Annotated in this window: 27 protein-coding genes and 1 pseudogene; 13 read left to right on the plus strand and 15 right to left on the minus strand. The window is 72.8% G+C overall.

Features of this window, described 5'->3' with window-relative positions; translation table 11 throughout:
- Nucleotides 1-921: 921 nt before the first annotated feature.
- Nucleotides 922-1,965 carry a winged helix-turn-helix domain-containing protein gene (locus AB0P35_RS33895; RefSeq protein WP_363518563.1) on the minus strand — a complete coding sequence of 348 codons (1,044 nt, stop codon included), beginning with the start codon at nt 1,963-1,965 and terminating at the stop codon, nt 922-924.
- A 359-nt stretch (nt 1,966-2,324) separates the two neighbouring features.
- On the opposite strand from AB0P35_RS33895, the gene AB0P35_RS33900 reads away from it, so the two are divergent.
- Nucleotides 2,325-2,843, plus strand: a complete 519-nt coding sequence (locus AB0P35_RS33900; RefSeq protein WP_363518565.1) for a hypothetical protein — start codon at nt 2,325-2,327, stop codon at nt 2,841-2,843.
- A gap of 129 nt (nt 2,844-2,972) precedes the next feature.
- On the opposite strand, the gene AB0P35_RS33905 is transcribed toward AB0P35_RS33900, so the two are convergent.
- The 4 genes from AB0P35_RS33905 to AB0P35_RS33920 form a co-directional block, all read right to left on the minus strand.
- Nucleotides 2,973-3,125, minus strand: a complete 153-nt coding sequence (locus tag AB0P35_RS33905) for a hypothetical protein (protein WP_363518567.1) — start codon at nt 3,123-3,125, stop codon at nt 2,973-2,975.
- Nucleotides 3,126-3,229: 104 nt separating this feature from the next.
- Nucleotides 3,230-3,772, minus strand: a complete 543-nt coding sequence (locus tag AB0P35_RS33910; RefSeq protein WP_363518569.1) for an isochorismatase family protein — start codon at nt 3,770-3,772, stop codon at nt 3,230-3,232.
- A gap of 136 nt (nt 3,773-3,908) precedes the next feature.
- Nucleotides 3,909-4,223 (minus strand): serine hydrolase domain-containing protein, encoded by a 315-nt coding sequence (locus AB0P35_RS33915; RefSeq protein ID WP_363518571.1) that lies wholly within the window; start codon nt 4,221-4,223, stop codon nt 3,909-3,911.
- Between the two features lie 462 nt (nt 4,224-4,685).
- The gene (locus AB0P35_RS33920) at nt 4,686-5,117 is read right to left on the minus strand and encodes a hypothetical protein (RefSeq protein ID WP_363518573.1); all 432 of its coding nucleotides are present in this window, start codon (nt 5,115-5,117) and stop codon (nt 4,686-4,688) included.
- Nucleotides 5,118-5,324: 207 nt separating this feature from the next.
- On the opposite strand from AB0P35_RS33920, the gene AB0P35_RS33925 reads away from it, so the two are divergent.
- Nucleotides 5,325-5,693, plus strand: coding sequence for a hypothetical protein (locus AB0P35_RS33925; protein WP_363518575.1), 369 nt, complete (start codon nt 5,325-5,327; stop codon nt 5,691-5,693).
- Between the two features lie 46 nt (nt 5,694-5,739).
- Here AB0P35_RS33925 and AB0P35_RS33930 read toward each other — a convergent pair whose 3' ends face one another.
- Complete coding sequence (locus AB0P35_RS33930) at nt 5,740-6,723, minus strand: YafY family protein (protein ID WP_363518577.1); 984 nt, start codon at nt 6,721-6,723, stop codon at nt 5,740-5,742.
- Nucleotides 6,724-6,816: 93 nt separating this feature from the next.
- Here AB0P35_RS33930 and AB0P35_RS33935 point away from each other — a divergent pair, with 93 nt between their 5' ends.
- Entirely contained in the window at nt 6,817-7,215 is a 399-nt protein-coding gene (locus AB0P35_RS33935) for a VOC family protein (protein WP_363518579.1), read from the plus strand.
- Here the strand turns inward: AB0P35_RS33935 and AB0P35_RS33940 are convergent.
- Together AB0P35_RS33940 and AB0P35_RS33945 are read right to left on the minus strand one after the other, a co-directional pair.
- Complete coding sequence (locus AB0P35_RS33940; RefSeq protein ID WP_363518581.1) at nt 7,172-7,453, minus strand: hypothetical protein; 282 nt, start codon at nt 7,451-7,453, stop codon at nt 7,172-7,174. The two genes, AB0P35_RS33935 and AB0P35_RS33940, sit on opposite strands and share 44 nt — an antisense overlap.
- A gap of 6 nt (nt 7,454-7,459) precedes the next feature.
- A complete protein-coding gene (locus tag AB0P35_RS33945; protein WP_363518583.1) occupies nt 7,460-7,720 on the minus strand; it encodes a hypothetical protein in 261 nt (86 codons plus the stop codon).
- A 150-nt stretch (nt 7,721-7,870) separates the two neighbouring features.
- On the opposite strand from AB0P35_RS33945, the gene AB0P35_RS33950 reads away from it, so the two are divergent.
- Entirely contained in the window at nt 7,871-8,167 is a 297-nt protein-coding gene (locus AB0P35_RS33950; RefSeq protein WP_363518585.1) for a hypothetical protein, read from the plus strand.
- Between the two features lie 41 nt (nt 8,168-8,208).
- Here the strand turns inward: AB0P35_RS33950 and AB0P35_RS33955 are convergent, their stop codons facing one another.
- Nucleotides 8,209-8,637: a MarR family transcriptional regulator gene (locus AB0P35_RS33955; protein ID WP_363518587.1), complete on the minus strand. Its 429-nt coding sequence runs from the start codon at nt 8,635-8,637 to the stop codon at nt 8,209-8,211.
- Between the two features lie 130 nt (nt 8,638-8,767).
- Here AB0P35_RS33955 and AB0P35_RS33960 point away from each other — a divergent pair, with 130 nt between their 5' ends.
- Together AB0P35_RS33960 and AB0P35_RS33965 are read left to right on the plus strand one after the other, a co-directional pair.
- Nucleotides 8,768-9,652 (plus strand): MBL fold metallo-hydrolase, encoded by an 885-nt coding sequence (locus AB0P35_RS33960; protein ID WP_363518589.1) that lies wholly within the window; start codon nt 8,768-8,770, stop codon nt 9,650-9,652.
- 161 nt (nt 9,653-9,813) lie between these two features.
- Nucleotides 9,814-10,236 (plus strand): carboxymuconolactone decarboxylase family protein, encoded by a 423-nt coding sequence (locus tag AB0P35_RS33965; protein ID WP_363518591.1) that lies wholly within the window; start codon nt 9,814-9,816, stop codon nt 10,234-10,236.
- 70 nt (nt 10,237-10,306) lie between these two features.
- Here the strand turns inward: AB0P35_RS33965 and AB0P35_RS33970 are convergent, their stop codons facing one another.
- Both AB0P35_RS33970 and AB0P35_RS33975 read right to left on the minus strand, forming a co-directional pair.
- Entirely contained in the window at nt 10,307-10,999 is a 693-nt protein-coding gene (locus AB0P35_RS33970; protein ID WP_363518593.1) for an alpha/beta fold hydrolase, read from the minus strand.
- Nucleotides 11,000-11,059: 60 nt separating this feature from the next.
- Nucleotides 11,060-11,683 (minus strand): GPP34 family phosphoprotein, encoded by a 624-nt coding sequence (locus tag AB0P35_RS33975; RefSeq protein ID WP_363518595.1) that lies wholly within the window; start codon nt 11,681-11,683, stop codon nt 11,060-11,062.
- Nucleotides 11,684-11,925: 242 nt separating this feature from the next.
- Here AB0P35_RS33975 and AB0P35_RS33980 point away from each other — a divergent pair, with 242 nt between their 5' ends.
- From AB0P35_RS33980 to AB0P35_RS33990, 3 genes are all read left to right on the plus strand, one after another.
- The gene (locus tag AB0P35_RS33980; protein WP_257019690.1) at nt 11,926-12,414 is read left to right on the plus strand and encodes a VOC family protein; all 489 of its coding nucleotides are present in this window, start codon (nt 11,926-11,928) and stop codon (nt 12,412-12,414) included.
- A 133-nt stretch (nt 12,415-12,547) separates the two neighbouring features.
- Nucleotides 12,548-13,216, plus strand: a complete 669-nt coding sequence (locus tag AB0P35_RS33985) for a peptidylprolyl isomerase (RefSeq protein WP_095878361.1) — start codon at nt 12,548-12,550, stop codon at nt 13,214-13,216.
- 162 nt (nt 13,217-13,378) lie between these two features.
- Complete coding sequence (locus AB0P35_RS33990) at nt 13,379-14,260, plus strand: aminoglycoside phosphotransferase family protein (RefSeq protein ID WP_363518598.1); 882 nt, start codon at nt 13,379-13,381, stop codon at nt 14,258-14,260.
- 116 nt (nt 14,261-14,376) lie between these two features.
- Here the strand turns inward: AB0P35_RS33990 and AB0P35_RS33995 are convergent, their stop codons facing one another.
- From AB0P35_RS33995 to AB0P35_RS34010, 4 genes are all read right to left on the minus strand, one after another.
- The gene (locus AB0P35_RS33995) at nt 14,377-14,910 is read right to left on the minus strand and encodes an RICIN domain-containing protein (protein WP_363518600.1); all 534 of its coding nucleotides are present in this window, start codon (nt 14,908-14,910) and stop codon (nt 14,377-14,379) included.
- 533 nt (nt 14,911-15,443) lie between these two features.
- Nucleotides 15,444-17,027: a GMC family oxidoreductase gene (locus AB0P35_RS34000; protein ID WP_363518602.1), complete on the minus strand. Its 1,584-nt coding sequence runs from the start codon at nt 17,025-17,027 to the stop codon at nt 15,444-15,446.
- Complete coding sequence (locus tag AB0P35_RS34005) at nt 17,024-17,683, minus strand: DUF5987 family protein (protein ID WP_363518604.1); 660 nt, start codon at nt 17,681-17,683, stop codon at nt 17,024-17,026. The genes AB0P35_RS34000 and AB0P35_RS34005 overlap by 4 nt, the downstream gene beginning before the upstream one ends.
- 7 nt (nt 17,684-17,690) lie before the next feature.
- Complete coding sequence (locus AB0P35_RS34010; protein ID WP_363518606.1) at nt 17,691-18,323, minus strand: hypothetical protein; 633 nt, start codon at nt 18,321-18,323, stop codon at nt 17,691-17,693.
- A 410-nt stretch (nt 18,324-18,733) separates the two neighbouring features.
- On the opposite strand from AB0P35_RS34010, the gene AB0P35_RS34015 reads away from it, so the two are divergent.
- The 4 genes and pseudogenes from AB0P35_RS34015 to AB0P35_RS34030 all read left to right on the plus strand — a co-directional run.
- A complete protein-coding gene (locus AB0P35_RS34015; protein ID WP_363518608.1) occupies nt 18,734-20,143 on the plus strand; it encodes a hypothetical protein in 1,410 nt (469 codons plus the stop codon).
- Entirely contained in the window at nt 20,140-21,996 is a 1,857-nt protein-coding gene (locus tag AB0P35_RS34020; protein ID WP_363518610.1) for a GMC family oxidoreductase, read from the plus strand. The genes AB0P35_RS34015 and AB0P35_RS34020 overlap by 4 nt, the downstream gene beginning before the upstream one ends.
- Before the next feature lie 181 nt (nt 21,997-22,177).
- Nucleotides 22,178-22,891, plus strand: a complete 714-nt coding sequence (locus AB0P35_RS34025; RefSeq protein ID WP_363518613.1) for a GntR family transcriptional regulator — start codon at nt 22,178-22,180, stop codon at nt 22,889-22,891.
- A gap of 257 nt (nt 22,892-23,148) precedes the next feature.
- Nucleotides 23,149-23,518 (plus strand): annotated as a pseudogene (locus AB0P35_RS34030) (hypothetical protein); the annotation flags it as partial.

Consider the following 23,518-nt stretch of genomic DNA (forward strand, 5'->3'; position numbering starts at 1 on the left):
TCCACTGCTGTCCGGACCTGTCCACCCGGCGCTGGGGACGGGGTCCGGACCGGCGGGTAGCTCGTCCCAGGGTGCAGGCGGCGAAGGCGCCGGTGTCGTGGCTGGGCCGGGTGGGTGGGGCCGGGAGTGTCCTGGAGTGGTGTCGACGGCAACGGCGGGTGGTGGGGGGACGCTGGAGTTCCGGAGGCAGGCAGGAGAGACGGTGTGAGTGTGCACAGCCGGCGGGACTCCCCGGGTCGAGGTGCCGTGGGAGGGCCCAAGGGCGGGGAGGGGGCGGCGGCGGGCGACTCCGGTGTGCTGGGGACCGCGATCGGCGTCGTGCTGGCGTTCTCGTTCGCCTCGGGTTCGTGGCAGTGGTTCTCCACCTACCTCGGTGTGACGCTCCTCGCGGTGATCCTCTCCTTCGGCCGCGTACCGGTGTGGACGTCAGGCCGACCCGGCGCCTACACATGGAGTCTGGCGGCGTATTCGCTGGTGGTGGGGCTCTGCGTGGCGCTGACGCTGGCTCCCGCCCTGCAGCGCTGGGACTGGCTGTTCCCCATGCCGGAAACCGGCAGGGGTGCGCGGATTCGGGCCGGTACGAGAGTCTGCGGACGCAGGCGGCTCTGGGCGACCTGGCCGGTCGTGACGCCGACGCGCTGGCCCATGCGCAGCAGCAGCAGAGCCGCGAGGCCGTCGACGACTGCCTCGCAGCGACGACGACCCGTTGGCTGCCGGCATACGCGCTGGGAACGGCTCTGCTGGTCGTCGCGGGTTCGTGGTCGTGGGGGCGGGCACGGGCGCGGAGGGCGGCCCCCGGATCCGACTGAACGGGCCCGGCACTGCACCCACCGCCCCCGCGGCCACCGGGAGTGGATCAGATGCCGTGCCCCCGATCGGTCGCCCCGGCTCGCGGCCCCGGCGGCGCCGCGAGAGGGGCTGTCACAGCTGGAGGCCCGGACGGGCTCCGGCCGGCGCGGCAGATGGGAGACCGGCGGTGGCTCGGCCGGGGGTGCGGGTCGCGTGGAGCAGGCGCCGGCCGAGGTGCGTGAGGCTGTGGCGGGCCCGGCCGTGCTCGCGGGTGGTGGTGATCAGGCCCCCTGCTCGCAGGGCGTTGAGGTGGTGGCTGGCGGTCGCGGCGGAGATGTCGACCCGGGTGGCGAGCTCGGTCGTGCTGCAGACGACGGTGAGGGCGGCGAGGACCGCAGCCCTGGTGCGGCCCAGCAGACGGGTCAGGCCCGGGTCGATGCGCGTGCCGTCCGCCGGGAGGACGGCGTGGTCGTGCTGCACCGGAACGTAGACCTCGACGGGAGCCTGTTCGTCGTAGTTGTCGAGGCGGGCCGTCGGAGTGCGCAGGAAGAACGTGGGCACCAGCAGGAGGCCCCGGCCTTCGAGGTGGAGGTCCACGTCGTGCGGGATGTGGCACGGGACGGTCAGGATCGGGAACTCCCAACCGATGGACGGGTGCAGGCCGCTCAGCACGGCCCCGGGCCCGGCTGCCGTGCCGTCGAACGCGGCCTGGACGGCTCGCTCCACGTACTGCCAGGTCGGTGCGATGGCGAGGCGGTGATAGGTGTCCAGCAGCCGGGACAGCCGGCCGGTCGCCTCCGGCCGCCGGTGGTGGATGTCGACGACCCACTGCGGCAGTGCGGGGCGCATGGTGCGCGCCGACGCCAGATCGGAGACGACCCGCGCCGCGGGCAGCGACTGCACCGCCGCCAGTCCGTCGCTCAGGCTCGTGGCACCCGTCGGGGCCATGAGAAGTTCGGGCAGAGCCCCGTCCTCCGGTGACGCAAGGTCGAACAACGGCATGTCACGCCGGCCGACAGCGGCGCGGACGTTCGCGGACCAGTGGGCGAACGGTTCGCTGTACGCCTGCGGCTGTTGGAGGAGTTGGAGGCTGAACACCGTCTCCATCAGCGGCTCCGGATGCGTGGCCCGGCGGATCCGCCGCAGGTCGGCGGCGGTGAAGTGAAGACGAAGCATAGGCCCCCCGGCTGAAGCTTGTGGCATGTGCAGGACAAGAGTGCGGCTGATCGGGCCCGCCGCGCAACAGGCCGACCTGTTCGGCCGGACCGCGTCGGGACCGCTGCGAGAGGGCCGCTTTCTCCCGGTTTCGAGCACGGTCGAATGCCATGGCCTCCCCGCCCGCCGCCGCGCACCATGGGGCGAGCCGGTCGCCGGGAGCACACAACACCTCGGGGGCCCACCGGCCGGTCGCACGGCGCACGTTGCCGTTTCGCCCTGATCCTTCGGCTCCGCGGGCTCGACAGCCCGCGGGCAACAGCGGACAAGGAGTTCCTCGTATGACGTGGTCCACCACTGCCTCTCGCACAGGGCGTCGCATGCGGGCCGGCCTCGCGGCGGCCGCCGTGGCCGGCGCGTGCCTCACCGCGGTGCCGGCGGCCCCGGCATCCGCCGCCACGCAGAAGGTGATGATCCAGAACGGCGCCTTCCGGGACTACAAGCTCTGCGCCAGCCCCAACGACGAGCTGGTGTGGCTGAAGCCCGTCAACGCCAACGACCCCTACTGCGAGTGGAAGCAGTGGGGCGGCTCCTCCCAGTTCACGCTGTACAACCCCGCCAAGGACGAGGTCATGGCCTACACCGGCGGCAACGAGGGGTCCGTGGTGATGGAGAACCCCGGCACCTCGCCGCTCGGCCAGAACGGCGAGTTGTGGTCGTGGGGAGGCGAGGAGAACTGGGGGGCCATGGCTCTGCAGTCGTTCTGGGACAGCGGCCAGAACGTCGACGCGAAGTCCCCCGGCGACTGGGACGTCCCGCGCACCGACCCGGTCCACACCCGCGGCTGGCGTCACGGCTACCAGCGTGAACTGACCTGGAACGCGGTGCCCCTGCACTGACCGACCGGCCGGCAACGCCGGCCCGGCCCGTGCCCGGCGCGCCCGCGGGTTTTCGCTGCCACCCCCGCCCCACACACGGGGGCGGCAGCGTTCCGCAGGACGGGGCGGGGACCGATGGGACGGCTGTGGTCAGCTTTCGTGCGGCGGGTCGGCCCGCGGTGGTGGTGCGTCCGACCCCTCCTGCGCGATGAACAGGTCGAGCCAGTCGATGCCCTCCGCGCAGGAGCAGTTCTCGCCGCCGCCGCGTGGCAGCTCCGGCTCCTCGGGCGAGGACGGGTGCATGCGTGCGCTCTCCTTCCCGGGTTCGGGATCGCGTGGCGCGATCGAGGGAGGGGTGTTCGACGGGGGCCGCTGTGCTTCGGGCTGAACGCCGGCCTGCCGTCCGTTCACCGTGCGGCTGTCGGCGCGGGCCCGGCCAGGTCGGACCGCAGCTGCCCGGTGGTGGTGACGGTGCCGAAGCGCGGCAGGTTGTAGTGGACTGCCGCGGTGTGCTCCTCGGGAGTGAGCGCGGTCGTGGCGTCCTCCGCGAACAGCAGGGTGTAGCCGTGGTCGGCGGCGGCGCGGGCAGTGGACTCCACGCCCATGTTGGTGGCGATGCCGGCCAGGACGAGGGTGTCGATGCCGCGCTCCTGGAGGCGCTCGTGCAGCCCGGTGCCGTGAAAGGCGCCGACGGTGCGCTTGACGACCACGAGGTCGCCGGGCTCGGCGACGCCGTCCACCAGACCGCTGCCCGGGGGCTGCTCGGCGACGCCGGGCCGTTCCGCCCGCACCGCCACCACGGTGGCCCCGGCGTCGCGGAAGGCGGCGGCCAGGTCGGTGGCCGCCCGGAGGACCTCCGGGCCGGGGCGCGGTGCGAGCGGAAGCGCGACGATGCGCTCCATCAGGTCGACCAGGACCAGGGCGGTGCGGGAGGCGTCGAGTGCGGTCATGAGCCGCACCCTACTGCCCACCCTGCTTCACGGCCGGGCCGCGCCCGTGTGGGGCTCTCCGCTCCGCACCGGGGAATGACGGTCGATCAGTGCTCGGATCGGGCCGGCCGGGCGCTGTCGCAGAAGGCGTCGCGGGTCAGCCGAAGTCGGGGATCGGGTGGTCGGGGGCGAGGAAGGCCGCGCTCCGCTGGGTGATGAGGTGGGCGGTGCGGCCGCCAGGGGAGTCGGGGTCCTCGGTGGTCGAGACCGCGATGGTCAGGCGCTCGTCGTCGGAGAACCCGGGGGCGGTGACGTAGTCGACGAGACCGGAGGAGGAGTCGGCGAGCATGCGCAGCGTGATCCGGTGGCCGTGCGGCAGGTCCGGCAGCCAGCGGGAGACGGGGTCGTCGAGGCCCGCCCTGCCCTCGTCGACCAGCCGCAGCAGCGCCGCGCCCATGTAGGTGATCGACACCTTACCGTTGCGGAAGTTGCATGGCCGGGTCGGCCGGGACCCCCGTCATCGACTCGCCCAGCGCGGTGGTGACGACCCCGCGCCCGTCGACGGTGACCCGCAGGATGACGGACTTGAGGTCCAGGTCCGCCTTCCCCTGCTCGGCGATCCGCAGGACGTCACGTCCCGTCCGCGGTCGGGCAGCCGGGAACTGACGCAGGGCCTGCGGTGGCCGCCGTCCCCCGCGGCGCCGTCGGCGGCCGTGGCCGGGGTACCGAGGGCGAGCAGGGCGGTGGCCGCGGCGAGGCGCAGGCCTCCCGGATCGCGGTTGTCTGATGTCCCGTCAGTGCCGGCAGGCCTGCCCTGCCTTACGTCCCGGCCGGGCCGTCGCGACCGCATCGAAGCTCCGGTGGAACGAGGTGACCTTCCCGGGCCGCCTCGAACCACCGGAGCTCCGACTGCTCTGCGGCCGGCGGGTGAGGCCTACTCGTGGAACTCGAAGCGCCAGGCCTGCTCCAGGTTCTCCGGCTCCAGCGGCCGCAGGGCCGTCATCGGCGGGAAGATCCGGAGCAGGCTGAGGTCCACCACCAGTTCGACGCCGTCGACCGGGCCGCCGGGGACGACGACATGGAACGCGTGCGGCTCGGCGGACTGCCGGAGCTGCCACTCGGTAGCCTGCGAGGAGCCGCGGAGCATCTTGTTGATCTCGGGAACACCGTCGAAGCTGAGGTACGTGTCGTGCCGCAGGTTCTTGATGGTGACGTTGCCGTTGGAGAGACCCTCGACGTGCCACTCCTGCTCACCGGGCTGACCGGTCGGCGGCAGGACGACCGCAGGTGCCTTCTCGTCCTGGAGCGTCAGGTACTGCTCGCGGTGCTTGGCGATTCCATAAGGGCCGTTGGGGATCGGTGCCATGACAGTTGTCTCCTCAAGGGTGGGGTCGTCGGTGGGGCGCCCCAGTCGGAGCGCACACATACGATCCTTGCCGTGAAGCGGCGCTACGGGCGACGAACTCGCCCAACGGTCGCCCGATCGGGTGAGGTGGACCCGGGATGCGGCAGGTTGCTGGGCCGCCCGCGCGGCCATCGTCGAGGCCGTGTACCGCCGGCGCGTGGACGACCTGTGCGAAGCGGCCCCCGACTTCTGGAGACCCTCGCCCCGTACGAGGCGCTCAGCGAGTTCCTGCACCTGCTGATCGCCCACTCGGCGGCCAGCCTCGGCATGGCCGCCGCCCTGCAGAGCGTCATGAACACCGGCTCGCCCGTCTTCGCGCGGGCCCGAACGGCCATGACCGACGCCATCGCCTCGGTCATGACCGCTGCGGCCGAGGCCGGCGCGATCCGCACCGACAGTGCACCGGAGACCGTCTTCCGGGCCATGGGGGGCATCTGCACCTCGTACGACCGGCCCGACTGGGAGGCGGGGGCCCGAGCGATCCTCCGCCTCCTTCTGGACCGGCTGCACTACGGCGCCGCCGACCCGCGCGGATGACCGCCCCCGTGGGGACGACGGCCACCGGAGCGGAGGGGCGGCCGCGTCAGACCCTGCGGGCGGAGGCCGCGAGCCGCTCGGCGAACGCACCGACCAGCTCACGGAGTTCGTCCGGGTGCTCGACCGCGAACGGCAGGTCGAGCGAGGCCAGGACGGCCGGCAGCCAGTCCAGCCGCTCCACCCTCAGCCTGACGCGCAGCCAGCCCTCGTCCCCCGCAACGGCGTCGGCGCCGGGTGTCGCATCGGCCACGCTCGCCATGCCGACCGGAAAGCGGGCGCGGACCTGCTCGACCGTCCCGCGGACCCGCACGACCACCTCGTGCCGGTACGCGGCCTCCGCGAAGCGCGACAGCAGGCGCTGCGCCGGGTCGTCGGCCTCGGTGGGTGCCTCGAACGACCCGGGCAGGGTCCGGGCGTCCGCGATCCGGTCCAGCCGGAAGGTCCGGTCCTCGCCGGTGGCGCCGTCCACCCCCGTGACGTACCAGCGGCCCGTGTGCGCGACGATCCCGAAGGCGTGCACGAGGCGCTCGCTGTGCCGGCCATCACGGTCCGTGTAGCGGATCGCGACCGGCCGTCGGTGGCGGACGGCGTCGGCGAGCGTGAGCAGGATGTCGGCGTCCGGATCCGGGGACGCGCTCGCGGTGGCCGTGAAAGCCAGGGTCTCGCGCAGGGCGTCGAGCCTGCGCGCGAGGCGGTCGGGCAGCACCCGACGGATCTTCGCCGCCGCGGTCTCGGCCGCCGTCGTCATCCCTCCTGGCCGCCCGCCGGCGATCAGGCCGAGCAGCACGGCGATCGCCTCGTCGTCATCGAGCATCAGCGGCGGCAACCGGTAGCCGGGGGCGAGCCGGTACCCGCCGTAGCGGCCGCGCACCGCACGGACGGGTACCCCGAGGTCCGTCAGGTGGTCCACGTACCGCCGCACCGTTCGCTCTTCGACCCCGAGCCGGTCGGCGAGTTCGGCCGCACTCCGGGTGCCGCCCGACTGGAGCAGCTCCAGCAGGGTGAGCACGCGGCCGGTGGGTCGTGACATGCGTCAGACCCTAGCGCGATTACCGGACCGATTCTGTCCGGTAATGCCTCTAGCGTTCGACTCGCAACGGCTTCACCGACCGAGGAGAACACCATGGACTTCGTCTCGATCCGCATCATCACCGCGGACGTCGCACGCCTCGTCGACTTCTACGAGCGCGCGACCGGAGTGCGCGCCGCCTGGTCCACCGAGGACTTCGCCGAACTCTCGACCCCCCGCGCCACACTCGCCATCGCCGGCACCCGTACCGTCCCGCTGTTCGCACCGGGATCCGCCCGTCCGGCCGCCAACCACAGCGTGATCATCGAGTTCATCGTCGACGACGTCGACCGCGTCCACCGGAACCTCACCGACCTCGTCACCGAGTTCGTCCAGGAACCGACCACCATGCCCTGGGGCAACCGGTCGCTGCTCCTCCGCGACCCCGACGGACACCTCGTCAACTTCTTCACCCCCGTGACCCCGGCGGCACAGGCGAAGTTCGGCCGCTGACCTCCGTCCATGCGGTCGGCGGCGTGGCAGGGCTGGGCAGGTCGACGAGGCGGGCGAGTGCGTCGAGGACGGCTGTGGCGTGGGCGGGTACGTGCTCGGTGGCCCAGTCGGCGGCCAGCACGAGGAATGCGGCCAGATCGCGTTCGGCCTCGGCGAGCAGTCCGCGGAGTCGGTCGACGGACAGTCCGATCGCCGGGGAGTCGCGTCGCTCGGTGTCGAGGACGGCTGCCCTTGTCATGCGGGATCAGCTGGGGAGGTTCTTGGCCTCGTCGATCTCCCGTTGGCGCTGCGCCCTGACTTCGTCGCGACGCACCTTGGCGCGCATGACCCGCCCGGGGTCGCTGTTGTACCAGACGCCCAGGGCGGCCAGCGGAAACACGACGACCACGAAGATCCACGGGAAGGTCCAGCCACCGGTCGTGACCTTGTGGTGGACGGCCAGGTAGAGGGTGCCGGCCACGGGCAGCGCGAAGAAGCGCAGGGCGAGTTTTGATCTTGTCGTCATGTCGCCGGAGGCTACAGCCCTCCGGGCTGCCCGGGAAGCCCAATCATGCCGGTCAACCGAGCCGCAATGTGCCGGGCGGTGCCGGGCGGTCCGATGCGCGGCACGCCCCGTCGTAGGTGCTACCGGGTCGGTGTGGTGGGTGGCGTCGGTGTGGCTCGGTTCGGCCGGCGGGCGGCCGAAGCGGCGCCCCTGCTGCGTCGGTTCTGGTCGCACACACCGCACTCCTACGAGCGACCCGCCTATCTGGAGGCGCTGGCGGCCGTGGACCCTGCGGGGCTGGAGCCGGCGTACACGGAGTCGCTGTGGGACTGCGAGTCACCGGCTCGTCTCCTGGGCATCGCCTCGGCTCCGGAGCTCCCGCACGTGCGGGCCCGGATCGCCTCGCTGCGGGACGACCCGATGGAGGAACCCGAGGTCAGAGCAGCGGCCGCCGAGCGACTGGGGTAGCTGTGTTCCCGGGGTGGCCGGGTGGTCGGGTAGGCGTCGGTTCAGGGGGCGGTGACGGCCTGTTCGAGGAGGCTGCGGAGGGCGCCCTGTTCGAGCGGGGAGAGCGCGGCCAGGGGGGAGTCGACGGCGAGGAGTTCGAGGAGGCGTTCGCGCAGGGCGGTGCCCTCGGGGGTGAGGACGAGGTGCTTGGCGCGGCGGTCGGTGGGGTGCGGATGGCGCTCGACGAGGTGCTGCTTCTCGAGCCTGTCGATGACGAAGGTGGTGTTGGAGGGTTCGCAGCTCATCCGCTCGGCAAGCTCCCGCATGGTCATCGGCCCGCTCATCTCCCGCAGCGCGGTCGCCTGGGGTGCGGTGAGGCCCAGGGTGGTGGCGCGTTCGCGTACGTGCTCGGCGATCCGCTGGGCCAGCCCGTTCACCAGGCCGCACAGCTGCCGCTCGGCGATGGCCTGCGACTCGGGGGGCGTCGTCATAGGGCCACTCTAGCAAGTCCGTCAAGACGAAATATTTGCAACTTGAATGATTCGAGCTTGATGCTTATGGTGGCGTCGTCGCCACGGGAAGCAGTGGCGGCAACCGACACCCACTCACAGGGGAGACCACATGCTCGACTTGACGGCACCTCACGGCGAGCGGCTGCGCCGGCCGGCCGGAATCCGCTCGCTCCGGCTGGGCGACACGAAGGTGTCGTACGTGCCGGACGGCGACGTGCGGCTCCGGCCACTGCAGCTGCTGCCGGACACCACCGACGAGGTGTGGGCCGCGCATCCGGAGTACCTGGACGCCACGGGCCGTCTCGTGGGCAGCGTCGGCGGTCTGCTGGTGGAGCACGGCGACCGCGCGCTGCTGATCGACGCGGGCTTCGGCCCGCAGAGGCTGGAGGCCCAGGACGGCCCGCTGGGCGTGATCCACGGAGGCGCGCTCCCGCGCGGCCTCGCCGAACTCGGCCGCGACCCCCAGGACATCGAGGCGGTGGCCTTCACCCATCTGCACTCCGACCACCTCGGCTGGGCCTGCCACGTTGCCGCGGGCGCCGATCGGCCCGTCTTCGCCCGGGCCGACTACCTGATTCCGGAGCCGGAGTGGGAGCGGCGCGACCTCCTGGAGGCCCAGGGCATGGCCGAGCAGGTCACAGCCCTGGCGCCGCGCGTCCGGACGATCGCGGACGGGCAGGAGATCTTCCCCGGCGTGCGGGTGCGGATCACGCCGGGCCACACCGTCGGGCACGCCGAGTACGTCATCACCGGGGGAGGACGTCGGTTGATCGCCTTCGGTGACGCCGTGCACTCGCCGATCCAGATCGACCACCCCGACTGGTCCTCCGCGTTCGACCACGACCTCGCCCGGACCGCCGCCCACCGCCACCGCCTCGTCGGCGAGCTGGCGGAGCCCGGCACGGTCGGGTTCGGCGTCCACTTCGCCGACGTGGTGTTCGGACACGTCCGGCGGGACGGGAACTACCCGGCGTGGCGGCCCGTGGACGCCTGACCGCGCCCACGCCCGGACGGCCCACGCCCGGACGGCGCCGTGCGGTCGCGTCCACCGGTCGTGGTTGCGCTGGAGTGTGCTCGAAGCTCTACGTTGGCACTGTTCGTACCCGGCCCGGCGGAGGGCCGGGCGGGGGAGGGATGACGGGAGGACAGCTCGCCATGACGGGTGACAACGCGGACGCGCGGATGCGTCGGGATCGTTTCGAGCGGGGCATGGAGGTGCTCGCCCGCATCGACGGTGAGGCCGGTGAACGGGTGGTGTCCGCGCTGTCGGACGTCTCCCCGGAGCTCGCCCATCAGATCGCGGCCTGGGGGTTCGGAGAGATCTACTCCCGTCCGGCGCTGCTGCCGCGTGAGCGTCAACTCGTCACCCTCGGCATGCTGACGGCGCTCGGCGGGTGCGAGCCCCAGCTCGAGGTCCACGTCAACGCCGCCCTCAACGTCGGCCTGACGCCCGAGCAGATCGTCGAGGCCCTGCTGCATGCCGCCGCCTACTGCGGATTCCCCAAGGCGATCAACGCGACCTTCGCCGCGAAGCGGGTGTTCGCCGAACGCGGCCTGCTGCCCGTCCACGACGGCTGACAGGTCGCACCGGGCGGTGTGGAGGGTGTGCTGCGCGCCGTCCACCGCGCGCTGGTCGGCCCTGTGCCGTTCAGCCGTCGGTGGGTGCGAGGAAGGCCAGGACGGTGTCGGTGAAGGCGTCCGGCTCGGTGGCGTGGACGAGGTGTCCCGCGGGGATGGTGACCAGGCGTGCGGCGGGGATCCGGCGGACGAGGTCGGCAAGGCCGTCCTGGGGGACATGGCTGTCCGGGCCACCGGCGATGACGAGGGTGCCGGCGGTGATCCGGCCCAGGCCGTCCCACCAGGCCGGTGGCGGGGCGTCGATCTGCCGGCGGACGGCGAGCACCATCTCCCAGTCGAAGCCGAGCTCGCCTTCCGGCCGGGTCGGGACGGAAGGCGTCCTCGGGCGTGGCGGCGGCACGTCCTCCAGGACCAGGCGGTGGATGCGGTGCGGATGGTCCTGCGCCAGCAGGTACGCCACCACGCCGCCCATGGAGTGGCCGATCATGTCGACGCGGTCCAGGCCCAGCTCGTTCATGAAGGCCAGGACATCGTCACGCATGAGCTCCAGCGAGTACGTTCCCGGCCGGTCGCTTCGGCCGTGTCCGCGCAGGTCCAGGGCGTACACCCGCCACCGACGGGCGAGCGTCACCGCCACCGGGTCCCAGTCGGCGGCGCTCTCTCCCAGGGCATGCAGCAGCACCAGGGGTGGAGCGTCCGCCGCGCCGCGCACCCGGTACGCGAGCCGGACACCATCGATGGTCCTGACGTGTTCCTCGGTCACACCGTGACCGTAACGGAGCGGCCCGAACCGGCCGCGCCGTTACGGGGTGTGCGGGCGACCTCAGATCGCGCCGCGCCAGATGTTGTCGAAGGCGGCGTCCTCGACGGCTCGGCGCTGCCGGACGGCGTCCAGCTCCCTGACCGCGTCGTTGACCGCGGCGAGGACGGTCGCCACGGCGTCGTCGGTGATGTCGGGCGGTGCGTCGGGCGGTGCGTCGGTCGGTGTGCCGGCGATCGAGACGGCTGCCGCGAGGGCGGTGAGGACGGGCTCGCGAGCTGTCCGGCGGTCGACCGCGGCGCGGTGTTCGGGGGTGTCGGCGGCCACGGGCCGGCCGGTGGTGAACGGTGCCTTGTGGCGGCGTTGTTCCACGAGTTGTCCGTCGGCCCCGAGCGCGGCCAGGTAGGCGGCCGCGAGGCCGCGCCCTCTGCGCCACAACCAGTCGTCGACCGACTCGTAGGGGGTCTGGCGGACGAGTGCCGACGCGGCCTGGTCGAGGAGGGGGTCCGTGACGGTCGGCCGGTCAGCGGGCACGACGAGGTCGTCCTCCAGCCGGACGGCCCCTGCGTCGAGAAGGTCGAGCAGCTCGGCTCCGGCGAGCGCGAGCGACAGGTCGCCCTGTTCGGGCGGCCGGCCGGCGCCCACGTCGAGGGCTGCGTGCAGGAGGTCCCGTGCGGTAGTGGTCATGGCCGGCCCACCGCCGGGAGGACGGTGACCCCTCCGAGGAATGCTTCGCGGTCCGTCATGCCTTCCAGCATGGCCGTACGGCGCCCTCCCGGCCAGGAGGGGGCGCAGGACCGCTCGGTGGTGGCGTGTCCTCGGTGATGGCCTCGGCTCCGCTCGTACGGAGCAGCGCAGCGTGGTTGCGGTGCGTAGGCGGACCGCGCGACCTACCGTCGTCGGGGAGACCCGACGAGCGGGAGGATGCCGTGCCGGAGCAGAAGATCACCACGTTCCTGTGGTTCGACGACAAGGCCGAGGAGGCGGCGGGGTTCTACACCTCGCTGTTCCCGGACTCCCGGATCGTCGAGGTGCAGCGGTACGGGGAGGCGGGCCCCGGCGAGGTGGGCTCGGTGATGACCGTGGCGTTCGAACTCGCCGGGCAGCACTACGTCGCGCTCAACGGCGGCCCGCTGTTCCCGTTCACCGAAGCGATCTCGCTGCAGGTCAACTGCGATGACCAGGCGGAGGTCGACCGGCTGTGGGCCGCTCTCACCGAGGGCGGGCAGGAGAGCGACTGCGGCTGGTTGAAGGATCGGTACGGCCTGTCCTGGCAGATCACTCCCCGGCGGCTGATGGAGCTGCTGGGCGACCCGGACCGGGCCAGGGCCCAGCGGGCGATGCGGGCGATGCTGCAGATGAGGAAGATCGACATCCAGGCGCTGGAGGACGCCGCCGCGGACGGCGGCGAGACCTGATCGGGCTCGTAGAGGAGGATCGCCGGGCACCTCGTTCGGTGCAGGGCACGGACGGCGTCCGGGCGAGGCATGGGCGCCGTCCGGGCGGGCATGCATGACGGGTCCGCGCCAACTCCACCCGGAAGGCTGCCACGTGAACCGCAAGTCCTGGGCCCTGCTCACCGCCCTGACCACCCTGCCGCTGGCCCTGTCCAGTACCGTCGCGGTCGCCCAGCCGTCCGCGGCCGGCGGCACGGCGACCACCGCCTGCACCTACACGCCGGCGGTTCCGGCCGACAACTTCAAGGGCATCCCCGTCTTCGACGCGAAGAAGGCCGCGAAGCCGTACAGCGCGACGCTGCGGACCAGCCAGGGCCCCATCACCTTCAAGGCGCTGACCGACAAGGCCCCGTGCACCACCTTCTCGTTCCGGTTCCTGGCCGAGCACGACTACTTCGACCGCAGCCACTGCCACCGGCTCACCACCCAGCGGATCTTCGTCCTGCAGTGCGGCGACCCGACCGGCACCGGCAGTGGTGGGCCCGGCTACTCGTTCCCGGACGAGAACCTTGAGGGCGCCACCTATCCGGCCGGGACGGTCGCCATGGCCAACGCCGGTCCGAGCACGAACGGCAGCCAGTTCTTCTTCGTCTGGAAGGACACCAAGCTCTCGCCCAACTACACGCCGTTCGGCCAGGTCACGGCCGGGCTCGACGTCCTGCAGAAGATCGCGGCGGGCGGTGAGGACGACCAGAACAACCCCGGTGACGGCTTCCCGAACCTGCCCGTGAACATCCGGCACGTCGCCATCTCCAAGCGCTGACCGGGCGCTGACCGGCCGGCGGCCGCATCGTGCCGCCGGCCGCCCGCCGCTCGGCCACGGCGATTCGTCACTGACGGAACCTCAGGCTCAGCCGAGCCGGCGGACGGAGCCACACCCCTTCGGCCGCCCCTGGCGACGAGGCCCGGCCGTAGTGTTCTCAATGTGACCGTTCAGCGAATGCCGGCCGCGGACGTACCCGTCTCCGTCGAGCTGGTGCGCCTGCTGCTGGGTGAGCAGCACCCCGACCTCGCGAGTCTGCCGATCGAAGTGCTGACCAACGGCTGGGACAACCTCGTCTGCCGGCTGGGCGAGGACCTCCTCGTCCGGCTGCCGCGGCGCGCCCCGGCCGCCGGGCTCGTCGCGCACGAGCAGCGCTGGTTGCCGGAGTTGGCCGGCCGGCTGCCGCTGCCGGTGCCCGCGCCGGTGCGTGTCGGGCAGCCGACGGCCGAGTATCCGTGGTCCTGGAGCGTCGTGCCGTTCTTCCCGGGCCGGATCGCGGCGTACGAGGAGCCCGACGACCTCTGGCCGGCCGCGTCCGCGCTCGGCGGCTTCCTGGACGCACTCCACACCCCGGCTCCTTCGGACGCGCCCGTCAACCCGCTGCGCGGGATTCCGCTGGCCGGACGTGTATCGGGCGTCGTCGACGGGTTGGCGCACGTCGCCGACGCGGCCGACCGTGCCACCGCGCGGCGCATCTGGGAGGCGGCCGCCGAGACGCCGGCATGGAACGGGCCACCGCTGTGGCTGCACGGGGACCTGCACCCGGCCAACGTCCTGGTTGACCGGGGCCGCGTGAGCGCGGTGATCGACTTCGGCGACATCACCTCGGGTGATCCCGCGACCGATCTCTCCGTGGCCTGGATGCTGTTCACGGCGGACCAGCGTGCCGCCTTCCGGCGGGCGTACGGTCGCGCGGACGACGCGACGTGGGAGCGGGCCCGCGGCTGGGCCCTGGCCCTGGCACTCGCCTTTCTGACGCGCTCGGCGGACAACCCGCTGATGCGAGCCATCGGTGAGCGCGCCTTCCGCGCGGTGCTGGAGTAACGGCCGGCCGGCGGCGGAGACGCGAACGGGGCCGCCGGCAAGCCGACGGCCCCGCCGGGCCGTGCCCCGGTCATCCACCTTCGGAGAACCGGGTGTGACGCGTCAGAACGCCATGACTAGGACCAGAGCTGGTTGGCCTGGGCATTCCCGCACGGCCACTGATTCACGGTCGCGCCGTTGCCGGTGTTCCAGCCGCCGACCTCCAGGCACAGGCCGCTGTTCTTGTTGATGATGTACGTGTACTTCGGGTCGCCGATGCTCCCGAGGCGCCACAGCTGGTTCGCCTGGGTGTAGTTGCCGTTCCCGTCCTTGCCGCACGGCCACTGGTCCGCCGCGGCGCCCCACTCGGTGCTCCAGCCGCCGATCTCCAGGCAGAGCCCGCTGTTCTTGTTGACCAGCGGGAACCAACCCGACGGGTAGCCGCTGTTCACGAGCCACTGCTGGTTCGCCTGACCGCCGGCGCCGCACGACCACTGCCGTGCCGGCGCCCCCCACGCGGTGCTCCAGTCGGCGATCTCCAGGCACAGCTGGCTGTTCTTGTTCAGGATCGTGTCGGTGGGCTGCTGCGCCGAAGCGGGCATCGACATCGCGAGGGTGAGCCCCGCGGCGGCGGTGCCGACGCCGACGATGCGACCGGCCCGAGTGACCATCTTTTTCACCATGACATCCACTTCTCAGAGCGACGGAAAGCTCGCGAGGAAAATGGAATAGAAGACATAGATTCCCCCCGGAGTCGTGCCGAAGATTATCACAGGGGGTCTTTGTTGACGTCTACTAACCATCCTGCGGTCGCGTGGAACAAAAAGTGCGAAATGTCATTCGGTGCCACTGATGCCGCATTGAGGTCGAATTCGCCGGATGATGTGAACGAGGGTGGATTGCCCAGGTGGACAGGGTTGTTGCTGCGGACTCGTGGAGCGCTGGATGGGCGTGGATGCCGGTCGCGGCGATGTCGGAGGCCCGCGGTGGCGCGCCGGCCGGTGCGGATAGGAACTGCATATTTCGGCCGTGCGTCCGGCGATTGTGGCCGAAATTGCTCCCGTTCTCGCGGGCGCCCGCGGGGCGGTCGGATTTGCCGTGCCGGACCCGCGGTCTGCGCCCCCGGGCGAGTCCGCCGGACGGCTCCGGTCGGGCCGTCACGACGTGCGCCGAGGTCCACGGGCCGCGTCGGCGGGGGAGTGGGTCAGGGCGGTGGCGCGCCGTAGGTCACGGCGACGCCGGCCTCCTGGGCGCGGGTGACGATGGCGGGGGTGGCGCGTTCGGCGAGGGCGGCGATGGTCAGTGACGGGTTGACGGTCAGGGAGGTGGGGACGGCGGCGCCGTCGGTGACGAACAGGCCGGGATGGCCACGGAGTTCGTGCCGGTCGGTGAGGGCGGAGGTGCGCGGGTCGTCGCCGATCCGGCACGAGCCCAGGGGGTGGGCGGTGACCGCACCGCCGACCTGCTCGCTCCAGGGCCGGACGGTGGCCAGCCGGTCCTTCTCCAGGATGGCGCGCAGTTCGGTGTCGGCGGCCTTCCAGCCGGCCGCGGTGTTGGCGGTGGGGGTGTAGGCCATGGTGCCGAGCCCGAGGCCGGGGGCGAGGCGGGTGAAGCCGCCGGTGAGCGGCGGCGGGCCGAAGGTGCCCTCGTTGTCGTCCTCGGTCATGGCGAGCAGCGTCAGCCAGGACCGCCACGAGCGGCGCAGTTGCCGTTTCCCGGTGCCGAACCATCCCGGGGCGAGGGTGGTGCGGGCGAGGGTGTTGGTGACCGGCGGGAAGTAGATCTGCTGGAGCGTGAACCGGCTGAACTCGGGGGCGCTGCCGTCGAGGTGGTCGAAGGTGGCGGTGGTGATGGGCTTGCCGATCGGCAGTGCGGCGTACGCGGAACCGTCCGGACGGGAGAGGCCGAGCAGATCACGGACCTTGGCCTCGTCCAGGACGGCGACGGAGACCCGGTCGCCGTTGCCGGAGAAGTGGCGGCCGACGGCCGGGGGGATGCCGCCCAGGGCGAGGGCGGAGCGCTGCAGGACGACCGGGGTGCCGACCGCGCCGGCCGCGAGGACCACGACCTTGGCATGGATGGTGCCGACCTGAAGGGTGCAGCTGTAGTCGGCAGGGTCCAGCACCGTGTACCCGGCGGCGTAGCGGTAGCCGTCCTGCCAGGACGGGACGAGGGTCTGGACCTCGTGCAGCGGTCGGATGTCGGCGCCGTGGGCCTCGGCGGCGGGCAGGTAGTTCAGCAGCATCGAGCGTTTGGCGTCGAAGTGGCAGCCCGACAGCATCCAGTTGCAGTTGGTGCAGCGTGCGAGGTCGACGGCGACCGGCACGGGGTTGCAGGTGCGCCCGGCCCGGTGGCACGCCGCGGCGAGGACGCCGCCGGCGTAGGAGATGCCGTGCCAGTCCAGGCGGGTGGTGGGCAGGGACTGTTCCGCGCGGTCGTACCAGGGGTCGAGGGCGGCGCGGGTGAGAGCTGCGGGCCACAGGCGGCGTTGCAGGCTGCCCCGGCGCTCGAAGACGAAGGACGGGGCGCGCAGGGAGGCGGCGAAGTAGACGACGCTGCCGCCGCCGACGCAGTTGCCGGCCACCACCGAGATCCCGTCGCCCTTGATGACGTCCACGATTCTCGTGTAGGTGCCGAGGCGCAGGTCGTGGGTGAAGTCCCGGGCCGCCAGGCGCGGGCCGCGCTCGAGGACGGTGACGCGGGCACCGCCGGCGGCGAGGTGGTAGGCGGGGATGGCGCCGCCGAAGCCGGAACCGATCACCAGGACGTCGGTGGTCTGCGCGCTCATGCCGGGCTCCCCGAGGCCGTGGTGTTCGGATGCAGGTCGGCCAGGGGCCGGTTGTAGGAGTGTTCGGGGAAGCGCCACAGCCCGTCCGCGTCCGGGGCGGGGAAGCCGATCCAGGTCAGTCCCGGATGGCCTGCGGCCAGGGCATCGGCGGTGTGCTGGTGGGCGGCGGTGTCGAACGCGAGGCCGACGAGCAGCGCGAGCACCTGCCAGATCGGGTGGTCCAGGTCGGCCGGGTCGAACAGGCCGGTGACGAGGGCGGTGCGGTGGTCGCTGGGCAGGCCGACGAACGGCGGCCAACCGGGCGGGAGCCACAGCAGGCGGGTGGCGGCCCAGGCCAGCGCGCGGGCATCGAGCAGGCCGGCGATCTCCGGCAGCCACGGGCCGAGCGGCAGGTCGGGTGAGGCCAGTACCTGGACGGCGCCCGCCTGGACCGCGCCCGGTCCGGTCACGGCGCCGGCGATCGGCAGATCCCCCGGGTGTCGGCGCTGCCCGGGGATCAGGGTGTCGGCGAACGCCTCCAGGCTCTGCGTGGTCCAGGCGGTGAGCGAGGCGGTGGCCTCGGCCGGGGCCGTGGTCAGCGGCCCCGCGGCGAGGACGGTGGTGGCGGCGGCGAGGGCCTTGAGCAGGCCGCGCCGGCCCAGCGGGGCAGCGGGCACGGTCCGTTCACCCGGCCAGCGCGCAGCGGAGATCGAACGGCAGCGCCGTGGTGAAGCCGCTCTCCCCGGAGGCGGTGCCGTAGGTGGCGAGCGCGTCGGCCAGCTCGGGGTACCGCGGTCGCAGTGCGATGACGGCGTCGCCGATGCCGACCGGGACTCCGTCGATGCGGAAGCCGGTCAGTCGCACTCCGGCGCGCCGGCCGGTCCTGTCCCACCAGTACTGGCCGTCCCAAGCCACCCACGGCAGTGCGCCGGTGTTGGACTGCACGCTCCAGTGGTCCTTCTGGTAGTAGCGGCAGGTCAGCAGGGAGGCCGCGATCCGGGCGGGTTCGGCGAGCAGGAAGCGCAGCGCGCCGCCGTTGTCCAGCGTGATGTCGCGCTTGCTGTACTCCACGCACAGCGGGTCGGTGAACGCCAGCCACCACGGGGGCTGTTCGCCCTCGCCGTAGCGGTGCCAGGCACAGGTGGCGGCGAAGTCCGGTTCGGTGAACGGGCCCGGACCGGACACGGTGGCGGCTGCCGGGGCAGCTGCGTCTGCCGTGACGGCGGGGGCCGCAGCGGCCGAGGAGACGGTGGTGGCGCAGGCTGCCGCTGCCAGGGCGGCGGCGAGCAGGGCGGTGCGCAGACGTGGACGGGACACGGGGCCTCCTGGACGGATGGCAGGACGGGGGTGTCACGCAGGGACGCAGCACGCTCCACAGCTGAGGTGGGGCGAGCCGGCACGGACGAGGATGCGTCACGACTACCGGCGAGTACAAGAGGTGTGACGGTGACTCATCCACTCGACGGTCGCAGCCGATGGGTCTGTCGTCCGGTGCTGCGGCAGGGCCCTACCTGTCCGGCGGTGGCGCCACCTGCACGGCTGCGCGAAGGGCGCCGCTTTCGGCCGCCGGGACGAGGGAGGCCCCGAAACGGGAACGGCCCTGCTCCGGCCCGGCTGCCGTGCACGGCCCTTGCAGTGGTTCGTCATCGCGGTATTGACGGACGGTCAGGCCAGTGGTTCAGTGGCTGAGCCACTGACCGCCGATGTGCGATGCAAGGGGGGCGGGCATGGGATCCCGCGGAACGGCCTTCGCCGAGACGATGCTGGGCACCGTCCGCCTGGCCGGGGAGGCCGAAACACGCCCGATGCGCATGGACCTCGCGGTGCGCTCGGACGCACTGGTCCTGCCGCACCGCACCACCGTGGCCGCGGTGGCGGGCCGGGTCCGGATCCGGGGCATCGCCGACGACCCGCGGGCCACAGGGGAGTTGGAGGTCTCGCCGCTGGCCCGCCGACGGATCCGGTACCGGCTGGAGTTCACCGCCGGCGGCCGCCGCCACACCCTGGACGGCTGGAAGTCCCTCTCGCTGCGGCGACCGCTGCGGTCGATGACCGTCCTGCCGTACACCCTGTCCGCGGACGGCCGCGAGATCGGCCGGGGCACGCTGCGCTTCCCGCTGTCCACCGGGCTGCTGCCGTTCCTGGCCGGCTGGCGGTTCCCCCGGCAGGGCGAAGGGCAGCGGCCGGGCGAAGGGGAGCGCCAGCTGGCGCCGCGCTGGGACGGTGCACCGGGCCGCACCGAGGTCTGGTACACCACGCTCACCGAACCGACCGGGAAGACGGGAGTCTGGCTGCACCAGGAACTCGTCGCACCCACCGACGGCTCGCCCGCCCAAGTGCACGGCTGGATCGCGCTCTTCCCGCCCGAAGGCCCGGTGGAGCACGCCAGGTTCGGCCCCGAGCCCTGGCCGCCCAGCCTGCCGTTCTCCGCCGCCCATACCGAGGCCGGGGACGGCGTACGGCGGCTGCGGGGCGACGCCGGCCCGTACACGTGGGACCTGACCGAACACCCGGCAGGCGAGCCGCTCTACACCTTCCCCCGCTGGGCCTGGCACCACGGCGGGCTGCCGGCCGCGCAGATGCTGCCGGCCGCCTCTTCCCGCTACACCGGCACGATCAACCACCCCGGCGGCGTGCTGCACCTGGACAACGCCCCCGGGGCGACCGCGCGGATCCACGGCCACGGCAACGCCGAGCGATGGGCCTGGCTGCACGCCGACCTCGGCCACAGCCATGTCCTCGAGGTCGTCGCCGCCGTCTCAAGGAAACCCGGACTGAACCGGCTGCCGCCCCTCGTCTTCCTCAAACTGCGCCACCGCGGGCGCACCTGGCCGCGGAGCGCGATGCGCCCGGCCGTCGGATGGGCGGGATGGGGCCGGTTCACGGCACACATCGCACTGCCGACCTGGACGGTGACCGGCCGAACCCTGCTGCGCCGCATCCGCGTCACCGTCACCCAGCCGGAAGAACGCACCCTGGCGCTGGAGTACACCGACCCGGACGGCAGCCGGGCGGTGTGCCGCAACAGCGAGGTCGCCGACGCCGAGATCGTGCTCGAACGCTGGTGGGGCCGCTGGCGCCCCGAGGCCTCCTGGACCCTGGCCGGGACGGCGCACGCGGAGGTGGGCGACCGATGAGCCGCAGCCTGCGAGGCCTGACCGCAGCCCTGCTCGCCGACGACGGCGACGCACCCTGGCCCGCGAACGTCCCCGCCCGACTGGACGCCCTCCTCGCGAACCTGCCGCGGGCCGCCCGGGCCTCCGTCCACGCCGCTGCCACCGCCCTCGACGCCTATGCCGCCCTGCGCACCGGCGCCCGCCTCGACCGGCTCACCCCGGCCGAACGCGAAACGGTGATGGCCGCGCTGGCCGCCCGCCCGGCCCTGCTGCCCCTGCTGGACGCACTGAAAATCCCCGTCGTCCTGGCCGCAGGCACCGAACGCCTCCTCCACCACCGGACCAGCCCACCCGTTCTGCCCGCCGTCCCCGAGGACCCGCCGCTGGACTGCACGCCCTCCACCGCATGGCCCGACCGGGCCACCGCCGACGCCGTGGTGATCGGCTCAGGAGCCGGCGGCGCGATCGCCGCCCGCACCCTCGCCCGCGCCGGCCTGCGCGTCCTCGTCATCGAGGAGGGCCGCCACCACACCACCGCCGACTTCGCCCGGCGCACACCGCTCGACCGGTTCACCGAGCTGTACCGGGACGGCGGCGCCACCGTCACGGCCGGACGACCACCCATCCTGCTGCCCACCGGCCGGGCCGTCGGCGGCACGACTGTCGTCAACGCCGGAACCTGCTACCGCACCCCCGACCGCGTCCTGCACCGCTGGCACCGGGACCACGGCATCGACCTCGCCGACCCGAAGGCCTTCGCCGACCGGCTCGACGAGGTCGAAACCCTCCTGCGCGTCGCCACCCAGCCCCTCGACGTCCTCGGCCGAGGCGGCCACCTCACCCTCCGCGGAGCCGAGCAACTGGGCTGGCAGGCCGGGCCGCTGCGCCGCAACGCCCCCGGCTGCCAAGGCTCCACCCAGTGCGTGGTCGGCTGCCCCACCGGCGCCAAACAGAGCGTCCAGCTGTCCGTGCTGCCCGACGCCTGCATAGCCGGCGCCCGGATCATCACCGACGCCCGCGTCACCCGGATCCTCACCGACCCCGACCGCCCCGGCGGCCCGCGCGCCGCCGGCATCACCGCCCGCCGCCCCGACGGCACCACCCTCGACATCCTCAGCCCCCTGGTGGTCCTCGCCGCCGGCGCCCTGCAATCCCCGGCGCTGCTGCGTCGATCCGGCCTCGGCCGACACCCGATGACCGGCCGCAATCTCGCCGTGCACCCCGCCACCAGCGTCGCCGGCCGCTTCGACCGGCCGGTCACCGGCGAGCCGGCGGTGCTGCAGAGCACCGGCGTGGAGGAGCTCCACCACCAGGGCATCCTGATCGAGGCCACGGCCCCACCACCCGGCATGGGGTCCTTCGTCCCCCCGGGCCTCGGCCGACGGCTCCGCGCCGAACTCGACGGCGCCGACCACCTGGCCACCCTCGGCGCGATGATCGCCGACCGGCCGGGCGGCCGCGTCCTGGACCGCACCGGACGGCTGGTGCGCTACCGCCTGGACCCGCGCGACGGCCGCACCCTGCTGCGCGCCGTCGCCGCGATGGGCGAACTGCTGTTCGCCGCCGGCGCGACGGAGGTGCTCACCGGCCTGCCCCGCCGTCCGAGCGTGCGCACGCCCGCCGAACTCCACCGGGCACTCGACCGCAGCACGCCCGTCGACCTCCACCTGTCCGCCTTCCACCCCACCGGCACCGTCGCCCTCGGAGCCGACCCGCAGAAGGCACCGGCCGACGAGCACGGCCGGCTGCGCGGCATCCACGGCATCCTGGTCACCGACGCCTCGGCGCTGCCCAGCTGCCCCGAGGTGAACCCCCAACTGAGCATCATGGCCCTCGCCCTGGCCGTCACCCACGACGCCGTCGAACGCCTGTGACACGAGACGCACGGGCTGTACCCCACCGGGCGCCGCCAGGGCGTCTGCACCGCCACCACCGGCGCGCCGACCACCGCCGTCCCGTCTTCGGTACGGGCCTTGACGGTCCGTCCGTCACCGGCTTGACTCCGGACCAGAGGCCGAGCCGCTCAGCCACGGCAGCCGAAGAGCAAGGAGATCGATGCCGGTGCCCCCCGAGACCATCCAGCGCCAGTCCGTGGTCGACCTGCTGGCCCACCGGCTGCGCCAGGACATCCTGAGCGGCACCCACCGCCCCGGCGCCCTGCTGCCGCCCGAACGGGATCTCGCCGCCGGCTACGGCGTCACCCGCACCACCCTCAAGCACGCCCTCTCCCGCCTCGAACAGGCCGGCCTGCTCAGCACGCGGCACGGCATCGGCACCCGCATCCGCAACTTCCTCCACGAGGGCGGCGCCGACCTCCTGCCGATGCTCGCCGCCCACGATCCCGGCTGGCTCACCGAGGTGTTCGAAGTCCGCCGCCACATCGGCGCCCTCATCGCCCGCCGTGCCGCCGCCCGCCGCACCGCCGACCACGCCCGCCGCCTCGACGAACTCCTGCAGGCGGTCCGGGATGCGCCGGACGGGGACGCCGCCCAGCTCGCCGACATCGAGGTGCACCGCGAACTGGCCCGCGCCAGCGGCAACCGCGTCTATCTCCTGCTCACCAACACCCTCTTCAACGCCTACCTCCCCGTCCGCGCCGCCCTGCGCGCCCCGTTCGAGGACTCGATCGCCGCCGCCGACCGGCTGGCCCCGATCGTCCGGGCGGTGGCCGACGGCGAGGAAGACGGAGCCGAGCGGGCCGCCGAGCAGTACCTCCGCGCAACCGAAGAGATCATGCTCGACTCGCTCAAGGCGAACCGGGCCGGCTGACGACACGCGACGGGCGGCGGTTTCGGTGCCGGCACATCCTGCCCCCGGCCGGTCGGCCCATCGCCGCAGTAGCGTTCACCTTCATTCTATTGCAACGGTCGCGATGGCTGACGTTGCGTTACTTCTGAATCCATTGCAATGATTTCTCGGCGTTGACCTGCATTAATGGTGACTTCTCGCAACGTGCTCGTTGCCAATATTCTGAACGCAACGTAGCGTTTTCGATGTTGGAAACAGCGAGCGCACAGGAGAGCGCGATGCAGAAGTTCGTCACCCCCGCCCCCATCTCGGCCGTCCTCGGCGTCCCCGCCGGGCGGATCCGGTTCATCGCCGGCGACCGGGCCGACACCGTGGTCGAGGTCCGGCCCGCGGACGCCGCCAAGGGCCGCGACGTGAAGGCCGCGGAGCAGATCACCGTCGAGTACGGCGACGGCGTCCTGAGGATCGAGGCCCCGGCGGCGAAGAACCGGGTCCTCGGTACCTCCGGGGCCGTCGAGGTCACCGTCCAGCTGCCCGCCGGCTCCCGCGTCGTGGCGAAGACGGCCGACGCCGAACTCCGGGGCGTCGGGCAGCTCGGCGACGTCACCCTCGACAGCGCCGCCGGCTCGATCAAGCTCGACGAGGCCG

The organism is Kitasatospora sp. NPDC085879, assembly GCF_040686255.1.
Classification (GTDB): domain Bacteria; phylum Actinomycetota; class Actinomycetes; order Streptomycetales; family Streptomycetaceae; genus Kitasatospora.

Bases quoted from the DNA above. Each gene is read 5' to 3' on its own strand.
- AB0P35_RS33895 (WP_363518563.1), bottom strand. From the start codon at position 1,965: ATGCTTCGTCTTCACTTCACCGCCGCCGACCTGCGGCGGATCCGCCGG.
- AB0P35_RS33975 (WP_363518595.1), bottom strand. From the start codon at position 11,683: ATGACCACTACCGCACGGGACCTCCTGCACGCAGCCCTCGACGTGGGC.
- AB0P35_RS34000 (WP_363518602.1), bottom strand. From the start codon at position 17,027: ATGAGCGCGCAGACCACCGACGTCCTGGTGATCGGTTCCGGCTTCGGC.
- AB0P35_RS33965 (WP_363518591.1), top strand. From the start codon at position 9,814: ATGACGGGTGACAACGCGGACGCGCGGATGCGTCGGGATCGTTTCGAG.
- AB0P35_RS33960 (WP_363518589.1), top strand. From the start codon at position 8,768: ATGCTCGACTTGACGGCACCTCACGGCGAGCGGCTGCGCCGGCCGGCC.
- AB0P35_RS33930 (WP_363518577.1), bottom strand. From the start codon at position 6,723: ATGTCACGACCCACCGGCCGCGTGCTCACCCTGCTGGAGCTGCTCCAG.
- AB0P35_RS33995 (WP_363518600.1), bottom strand. From the start codon at position 14,910: ATGGTCACTCGGGCCGGTCGCATCGTCGGCGTCGGCACCGCCGCCGCG.
- AB0P35_RS34020 (WP_363518610.1), top strand. From the start codon at position 20,140: ATGAGCCGCAGCCTGCGAGGCCTGACCGCAGCCCTGCTCGCCGACGAC.
- AB0P35_RS33905 (WP_363518567.1), bottom strand. From the start codon at position 3,125: ATGCACCCGTCCTCGCCCGAGGAGCCGGAGCTGCCACGCGGCGGCGGC.
- AB0P35_RS33945 (WP_363518583.1), bottom strand. From the start codon at position 7,720: ATGACGACAAGATCAAAACTCGCCCTGCGCTTCTTCGCGCTGCCCGTG.
- AB0P35_RS34015 (WP_363518608.1), top strand. From the start codon at position 18,734: ATGGGATCCCGCGGAACGGCCTTCGCCGAGACGATGCTGGGCACCGTC.
- AB0P35_RS34025 (WP_363518613.1), top strand. From the start codon at position 22,178: ATGCCGGTGCCCCCCGAGACCATCCAGCGCCAGTCCGTGGTCGACCTG.
- AB0P35_RS33910 (WP_363518569.1), bottom strand. From the start codon at position 3,772: ATGACCGCACTCGACGCCTCCCGCACCGCCCTGGTCCTGGTCGACCTG.
- AB0P35_RS33900 (WP_363518565.1), top strand. From the start codon at position 2,325: ATGCGGGCCGGCCTCGCGGCGGCCGCCGTGGCCGGCGCGTGCCTCACC.
- AB0P35_RS33940 (WP_363518581.1), bottom strand. From the start codon at position 7,453: ATGACAAGGGCAGCCGTCCTCGACACCGAGCGACGCGACTCCCCGGCG.
- AB0P35_RS33955 (WP_363518587.1), bottom strand. From the start codon at position 8,637: ATGACGACGCCCCCCGAGTCGCAGGCCATCGCCGAGCGGCAGCTGTGC.
- AB0P35_RS33935 (WP_363518579.1), top strand. From the start codon at position 6,817: ATGGACTTCGTCTCGATCCGCATCATCACCGCGGACGTCGCACGCCTC.
- AB0P35_RS33920 (WP_363518573.1), bottom strand. From the start codon at position 5,117: ATGGCACCGATCCCCAACGGCCCTTATGGAATCGCCAAGCACCGCGAG.